This is a genomic window from Dactylosporangium sp. NPDC051087 (genome assembly GCF_055586325.1).
On record NZ_JBVJIJ010000079.1, the window covers coordinates 1 to 6,255 of the forward strand.

The following is a 6,255-nucleotide window of genomic DNA, read 5'->3' on the forward strand; positions in this document are numbered from 1 at the left end:
CAAACGCATGCAATACCGCCACGGCCTCTTCGACAGCTACCTCACCGCCACCGGCCTATCCCCACCCAAACCCTGACCCCGAAAGGTCTCTAGAGCCGGGTTCTCTGTGGGGGCGCCGCAGCAGCCGCCGCTGCCCTCGATCGTGGCCACCTCGGTCGGGGCGTTGCTGTTGCAGACACCGGTCTCCGGCAGGGCCAGCTGCACGTCGCGGGCCGCGGTCCAGTCGCCGGCGAGGGCGGCGACGACAGAGCGGGCCTGCTCGTAGCCGGTGGCGAGCAGGAACGTCGGCGCGGCCGTACGACTTGACGCCCACAGCGAAGTAGCTCGCCTCGGGGTGGGTGAGCTCGTCGACGCCGTGCGGCGGCACGGTGCCGCAGGAGTGCTCGTTCGGGTCGATGAGCGGGGCCAGGGCGCGGGTCGAGCCGAGGATCGGGTCGAGGTCCAGCCGTAGCTCGGCGACAATGCCGTGGTCGGGGCGGAACCCGGTGGCGGCGACGATCCGGTCGGCGGTGATGTCGCTCGTACCGTCGAAGAGCCGCGCCCGGTCGCCGTCGACGGTGACCGCCTGGACGGAGAATCCGGTGACGAGTTCGACGGTGCCGTTCTCGACGTGCTCGCGCAGCCGGGAGCCGATCGCGCCGCGGGCCGGCAGCGCGTCGGCCGCGCCGCCGCCGTAGGTGCGGTCCGGGCTGTCGGTGCGGATCGCCCATACGACGCTCGTGCCCGGCTCCTGCCCGGCCAGCTCGGCGAGGGACAGCAGCGTGTTCGCCGCCGAGTGCCCGGCGCCGACGACGACGGTGCGCTGGCCGGCGAACCGGTCGCGGTCGGCGCCGAGGACGTCGGGCAGGGCGTGCTCGACGAACCCGGCCGCGGCGCGTTCGCCGCGGGCGGGGACGCCGGATGCGCCGAGGACGTTGGGGGTGGTCCAAGTGCCGGAGGCGTCGATGACCGCGCGGGCCAGGACGTCGTCGCCGTCAGCGAGCCGGACCAGGAACGGTGCCTGCTCGCGGCCGGTTGTCCGGACCCGGTCCAGACCGAGTCGGGTGACGGCCTCGACCTGGGCGCCGTACCGTACGTGCGGCTTGAGTGCGGGCAGGTCGGCGAGGGGCTGGAGGTAGTCGGCGGCGAGCTGACCACCGGTGGGCAGGACCTCCGGGTCGGGTTCGACCCAGCCGGCGTCGAGCAGGAGGCGGCGGGCGGCGGCGTCGATGTTGTACCGCCAGGGGGAGAACAGCCGCACGTGTCCCCACTGCCGCACGGACGCGGCGGGGCCGTCGCCGGCCTCCAGGACGAGGAACGGCAGGTCCCGTTCGGCGAGGTGGGCGGCGGCGGCGAGACCGACCGGTCCGGCGCCGATGACGACGACTGGCGACGTGTTCACGGTATGGCTCCTGTCTTGAGAAATGTCGAAATACGTGGGCGCAGTCCGGCGCTGCCGGATGTGCGAAATGGTCAGGTGATGTGCGGGCTGCGGCGTTCGATGACGACCACGTCGCGCCAGCGGTTGCCTTGCGATGCGTGCTGGCCGACGCGTTCCCGGACGCCGACGGTGCGGAACCCGGCGGCGCGGTGCAGCGCGAGGCTGGCGGTGTTCTCCGGAAAGACCCCGGACTGGATGGTCCAGATTCCGGCCGCCTCGGTGGAGGCGACGAGCGCGTCGAGCAGCGCCCGCCCGACGCCGCGGCCTTGTGCCGCCGGGTCGACGTACACGGAGTGCTCCACCACGCCGGTGTACACCGCCCGCGCCGAGATGCGGGAGACTGCGACCCAGCCGAGCACAGCACCGGTGCCGTCGCCGGCGACGAGGCGGTGCTCGGGGAGCTTGCCCGTGTCGAAGGTGGCCCAGTCGGGGGCGATGTGTTCGAAGCTGGCGTTGCCGCCGTCGATGCCGGCCTGGTAGCTGGCGAGGACAGCCTTGGCGTCTGCCGGTGTCATCGCCCGGATCATGCGCAGTCTCCGATCGGGGTGGGTGCCGGTCGGCCCATGACAACGTCCGCGGCTGATGGGAAGCAGCCGATGCACGCCTGGTTGATCCGGTAGTGCCGGGCGTTGCCGACCGGTTCGACGAGGACGAATCGGACCTCGGTGAGGATCTTCAGGTGCTGCGAGACCGTCGACTGCGCCAGCCCCACTGCCTTCACCAGGTCGCCGACGCTCATCGGCCGTCCCTGCCGGGCCAGGTACTCCACGATCTGCACCCGTGACGGGTCCGCAAGGGCCCGGAACCACGACGCGTACGTCTCCGCCATCCCCCGGTCGAGGAGCTCGGTCACCATCCACCACCATCATCGTTTATCGCCGATCTACGATGAAACTGTAGTCGACGGTGTGCCGATGAGCCATCCCGTCGCAGCCACGCGCCGGGCCGCCGCGGTGAGTGTCGCCGTTTCGACGCGATCGGCGGTGTCGGCCGGACTGTGGTAGCCGGCCATCCCAGCCCCGATGCCGACTGCCGCGAACCCCGCGGCCGCGTACCGGCGGTTGTCCGACGCGACCGGCCCGGCCACGAGGGGGAGGCCGGTGTGCCTACCGGCCTGGTCGAGCGCCGCCAGGAGCCCGTGTGCGGGCCCGCCGGCCTCGACCGCGGCGGCCTGGTTGAGGTGCCCGGCGCCGTCCACATTGACGACGAGGGGAGTGGCTCCGGCCCGGCGCAGTTGCGCGGCGTGGTGGGCGGAGCCGAGCGCGCCGGCCTCCTCGCCGTCCAGCAGCGCCACCGACAGCCCGATGCCGTCCGGCAGGACCGCTGCGAGAACGCGGGCGGCCTCGAGGACGACGGCGACGCCGCTGCCGTTGTCGGCCGCTGCTGGCTGTCGCAGCCCTGGATGGTCGCCGACACCGTCGTAGTGCGCGGTCAGCAACAGATCCGGCCGGCCGGCCGCGGCGGTGCGCCAGCGGGCATGGACGTTGACGGCCGGGACGGCCAGGCGGCGGATCGGCGTGTTCGCCGCGAACCCGCCACCGGCTTCGACGGCCGCGTGCGTGCTGGTGTCCAGGGTGAGGATTGGCAGTGGACCGGGGTTCGGCCCGGCGAGCATCGTGTACTGCCAGCCGTCCGCGTCCACGCCCCGGCCGAGCAGCAGCCCGAGCGCGCCATGCGCGTAACCGTAGGCGTCGAACAGCGTCATCCCCACCGGGACCAGCAGCCATCGGCCGGTCGGGTCGCCCAATCCGGCGACGGCCAGGTCGCCGCGGCGGACCAGCGGCCGGTCGGCCGATGCCAGGTGCACGGCCACTTCACGGCCGAAGGTGAGGTGGCGGGCGGTGGTGCCGTCGTGCCATCGGACGGTCGGCACGGTGTAGACCTCGGGCACATGCGAGACGGTGAACGGTTCGAACGTCACCGTCGCCCCGAGATCGTCGAGGTGCTGCGCGAGCCAGGCGTGGGCAGCGGCCCCGCCGGTCGTGCCGACCCGCCGCCCGGCGAACGGCTCGGCGGCCAGGGTGGCGACGGTCGCGGTCATCCGCTCGCCGGACACCGCTTCCAGGAGTTCGCCGAGCGTGTCGAGCGCGGCGGCCGGCAGGCCGGTGGTGCTCATCCGCAGCAGCCCGCGCCGGACGCGACTGACTCGGTCCTCGCCACGGTGCCGCAGCAGGCACCCTCGGCCTTCGCCTCGGCGATCGTGCCGCAGCACGGGCCGCTCGCAGCGGCCGACTCGGCCAGCTCGGTCGGCTCGGGCAGAGTGAGGGTGGCCTGCGGCGGGTTCCCGCAACAGCCGCCGGTCACCGCCACCGTGAGCGCCGTCGCCGGGTCGCCGGCGAATCCACCCTGGGCGGGGGACTGGGTCTGGATGTCGGACATGATCATGCTCCTTCAACGATCGATGGACGTGCTCGACGGGCAAGGTGAGCGGGCAGGTGCTCAGCGCAGCGGAACCCAGGAGCGGGCCTGTGTGACGGTGCGCTCGTGACGGCGGCGGGCGCGCTCATCGGCGGTGGTGACCTCGGCGCAGCTGTCGCAGAACTGCACGCCCGACGGCCGCATGGCGCGGCGGCGAAACCGGATCATGGTTGTAGCTCCCTGTTTGGACATTGGTCGAACTAGACGTTTATCGAATCAGAGAGTTGCACGCTGTTTCGAGATCTGTCAACCTAGAGGCATGTCGAAGCAAGCCGGGCTGCTCACCCTCACCGACCTCAACGCCGCTGACGCCCCGTGCTGCCCGCCGCTCGCTCAGCGCCGCATCCCGGCCGAGACCGCGGCGGTGCTCGCGCCCGCGTTCAAGGCTCTCGGTGACCCGGTCCGGCTCCAGCTGATGTCGATGATCGCGTCGGCGGAGGGCGGCGAGGCGTGCGTGTGCGACCTCACCCCGGCGTTCGAGCTCTCCGGCCCGACGATCTCCCACCACCTGAAGACCCTGCGCGAAGCGGGACTCGTCGATGCCGAGCGGCGCGGCACCTGGGTCTACTACCGGGCCCGGCCCGGCATCATGCGGCAGCTCGCCGCGCTGCTCACCGTGACCGCCTGACGGCGGCGCATCGAACCCGGGCCGCCCGCCGTCGAGAGGTGCTTCAGACCGGCTCGAGGCGGCCGAGGCGGGCGACGGCGCGGCGGTCGGTGGAGCGGCGCACGATCGTGACCACCTCCCAGGCCAGCAGGGCGACCAGCGCGATGAGGACGCCCGCGCCCACCGTCATGGACCTCCGGTCGGACTGGCGGGCGGTGCTGCCGTCGGCGAACACTTCCAGGTCCGCGACGTCGAGACGGACCTCGTGGCTGTCGCCGCTTCCGCCCGGCTGCACCGCCGTCGCGCCATTGTGGTCGACCTCGGCCACCGTGCCGTTCACCTCGCGGCCGTCGACGCTCCAGCGGGCCGCGCACGACAGGTGGAAGCCCGTCATCTCGCTGCCGCTGTCGACGCAGGTGCCCACGTGTGCGGTGGTCAGCGACCCGCCGCGGAGGTATTCGCCGAGGCCGCCCCGGGTGGTGAGCAGCGGGACGAGGAGGAAGAGGCAGATCCCGACCAGGACCCACCGTGCAGCTCTGACCATGCTTCCGTCCTCACCTGGATGGGCGCCGGTCGTATGGTACGGGCCCGAGGCGACCGGCGCAGGCCCGTCCACAGGTCAGGTGTGCCCCTGGGGCGTGACGGGGTCACGGTGTTCGGCCAGGCTGTGCAGCCACAGGGTCAACGCCCTGGTGCGCTCCAGTTCGAAGGCCGTCCGGGCCCGTTCGGCACCGAACAGTCCTGCCAGCGCCGTGGTCGAACGTTGCTGCCGCCGGATGGTGACGAGGCTGTTGTGGACGTACGCCTCGAACGTCTCCGGATCCGCTGCCTCGATGGCGAGCAGTCCACGCAGGTAGATGTCGTTGCCGGAGGATGCCGCGCCGGTGCCCGTCAGCCATTGCCGTTGCCGCCGCCGGCCGGCTGTGGTCAGCGCGCACAGTGGCCGGTTCTTCTTCACGTCCGGTGTCGGGGCCCGCAGGGTGACGTGTCCTGACCGTTCCAGGCGGGTCACGGCGCCGAGGACCCGTTGCAGGTCGACCCGGTGGTCGTCGCCGAAGATCTTCGTGTGCCATTGATGCAGCTCGTACGCGGTGCCGGACCGCGCCCCGAGCAGGACGAGGATGGTGTTCTCCAACGTTGTGGTCACACGTGCCTCGGCATCACGAAGCGGTGGCGGCCGGCACCGCCAGCGGCGTCGGAGCGGACCTGGGGCGCCGCCGGTGCTGGACCGACGCGAGGATCTCCGCGGCGCGCGTCGCCGTGTTCGACAGCAACGACGAGCTGATGCCGTGCGTGTGTTCGGTGCCGCCCTGCAGGTAGATGCCGGCCCGTACGCCGGCGTCGGTGCGGATGCGGTAGTCGCGTTCGACGACGGCGCGGCCCAGCTCGTCCCGATGGCAGTCGGCGGCGATCGGGCCGAGCAGCGGGAACGGGTCTGCGGGGGCGTAGCCGGTGGCGCAGACGAGGGCGTCGGCGTCCAGGACGGTGTGCTCGCCGGTCAGCATCGACTGCACGGTCGCGCGCACCCGGTCGCCTGGCCGCTCGTCCGCGGCGACGAGGCGGGAGACGTTCAGCATGCGCAGCCGCCGCGTGCCGAGCACCTGCTCCCGGTAGGCGCGGCGGTAGAGGGTCTCGATGAGGTCGGTGTCCACGACGGAGTAGTTGGTGTTGGCGTGGTAGCCGAGCAGCATCGACTTGACCTGGGCCGGCGCGCCGAAGTAGTCGTCGACGGCGAGGGGGTCGAAGATGCGGTTGGCGAAGGGGCTGTCGTCGGCGGGGCTGTAGCCGTACCGGGACAGCACCGCGCAGA

At 72.2% G+C, this 6,255-nt stretch carries 9 protein-coding genes and 1 pseudogene; 1 reads left to right on the plus strand and 9 read right to left on the minus strand.

Features of this window, described 5'->3' with window-relative positions; all coding sequences use genetic code 11:
• Nucleotides 1-174: 174 nt before the first annotated feature.
• From ACZ6TV_RS54990 to ACZ6TV_RS55015, 6 genes and pseudogenes are all read right to left on the minus strand, one after another.
• Nucleotides 175-1,381 (minus strand): annotated as a pseudogene (locus ACZ6TV_RS54990) (NAD(P)-binding domain-containing protein); the annotation flags it as partial.
• Between the two features lie 71 nt (nucleotides 1,382-1,452).
• Nucleotides 1,453-1,935 carry a GNAT family N-acetyltransferase gene (locus ACZ6TV_RS54995; RefSeq protein ID WP_465309714.1) on the minus strand — a complete coding sequence of 161 codons (483 nt, stop codon included), beginning with the start codon at nucleotides 1,933-1,935 and terminating at the stop codon, nucleotides 1,453-1,455.
• Between the two features lie 8 nt (nucleotides 1,936-1,943).
• Nucleotides 1,944-2,276, minus strand: a complete 333-nt coding sequence (locus ACZ6TV_RS55000) for an ArsR/SmtB family transcription factor (RefSeq protein WP_465309716.1) — start codon at nucleotides 2,274-2,276, stop codon at nucleotides 1,944-1,946.
• 27 nt (nucleotides 2,277-2,303) lie between these two features.
• Nucleotides 2,304-3,536, minus strand: coding sequence for a M28 family metallopeptidase (locus tag ACZ6TV_RS55005; protein WP_465309718.1), 1,233 nt, complete (start codon nucleotides 3,534-3,536; stop codon nucleotides 2,304-2,306).
• On the minus strand, nucleotides 3,533-3,799 hold the full coding sequence (locus tag ACZ6TV_RS55010) for a hypothetical protein (RefSeq protein WP_465309720.1): 267 nt from the start codon (nucleotides 3,797-3,799) through the stop codon (nucleotides 3,533-3,535). The genes ACZ6TV_RS55005 and ACZ6TV_RS55010 overlap by 4 nt, the downstream gene beginning before the upstream one ends.
• 60 nt (nucleotides 3,800-3,859) lie before the next feature.
• Nucleotides 3,860-4,006: a hypothetical protein gene (locus ACZ6TV_RS55015; RefSeq protein WP_465309722.1), complete on the minus strand. Its 147-nt coding sequence runs from the start codon at nucleotides 4,004-4,006 to the stop codon at nucleotides 3,860-3,862.
• Nucleotides 4,007-4,097: 91 nt separating this feature from the next.
• On the opposite strand from ACZ6TV_RS55015, the gene ACZ6TV_RS55020 reads away from it, so the two are divergent.
• Nucleotides 4,098-4,466, plus strand: coding sequence for an ArsR/SmtB family transcription factor (locus ACZ6TV_RS55020; RefSeq protein WP_465309724.1), 369 nt, complete (start codon nucleotides 4,098-4,100; stop codon nucleotides 4,464-4,466).
• A gap of 43 nt (nucleotides 4,467-4,509) precedes the next feature.
• Here the strand turns inward: ACZ6TV_RS55020 and ACZ6TV_RS55025 are convergent, their stop codons facing one another.
• The 3 genes from ACZ6TV_RS55025 to ACZ6TV_RS55035 form a co-directional block, all read right to left on the minus strand.
• Nucleotides 4,510-4,989, minus strand: coding sequence for a hypothetical protein (locus ACZ6TV_RS55025; protein ID WP_465309726.1), 480 nt, complete (start codon nucleotides 4,987-4,989; stop codon nucleotides 4,510-4,512).
• 75 nt (nucleotides 4,990-5,064) lie between these two features.
• Nucleotides 5,065-5,592, minus strand: a complete 528-nt coding sequence (locus ACZ6TV_RS55030; RefSeq protein WP_465309728.1) for a hypothetical protein — start codon at nucleotides 5,590-5,592, stop codon at nucleotides 5,065-5,067.
• Between the two features lie 13 nt (nucleotides 5,593-5,605).
• A partial coding sequence (locus ACZ6TV_RS55035; protein ID WP_465309730.1) for a SidA/IucD/PvdA family monooxygenase occupies nucleotides 5,606-6,255 on the minus strand: 650 nt, incomplete at its 5' end.

Bases quoted from the DNA above. Each gene is read 5' to 3' on its own strand.
- ACZ6TV_RS55015 (WP_465309722.1), bottom strand. From the start codon at position 4,006: ATGATCCGGTTTCGCCGCCGCGCCATGCGGCCGTCGGGCGTGCAGTTC.
- ACZ6TV_RS55010 (WP_465309720.1), bottom strand. From the start codon at position 3,799: ATGTCCGACATCCAGACCCAGTCCCCCGCCCAGGGTGGATTCGCCGGC.
- ACZ6TV_RS55025 (WP_465309726.1), bottom strand. From the start codon at position 4,989: ATGGTCAGAGCTGCACGGTGGGTCCTGGTCGGGATCTGCCTCTTCCTC.
- ACZ6TV_RS55000 (WP_465309716.1), bottom strand. From the start codon at position 2,276: ATGGTGACCGAGCTCCTCGACCGGGGGATGGCGGAGACGTACGCGTCG.
- ACZ6TV_RS55005 (WP_465309718.1), bottom strand. From the start codon at position 3,536: ATGAGCACCACCGGCCTGCCGGCCGCCGCGCTCGACACGCTCGGCGAA.
- ACZ6TV_RS55020 (WP_465309724.1), top strand. From the start codon at position 4,098: ATGTCGAAGCAAGCCGGGCTGCTCACCCTCACCGACCTCAACGCCGCT.
- ACZ6TV_RS54995 (WP_465309714.1), bottom strand. From the start codon at position 1,935: ATGACACCGGCAGACGCCAAGGCTGTCCTCGCCAGCTACCAGGCCGGC.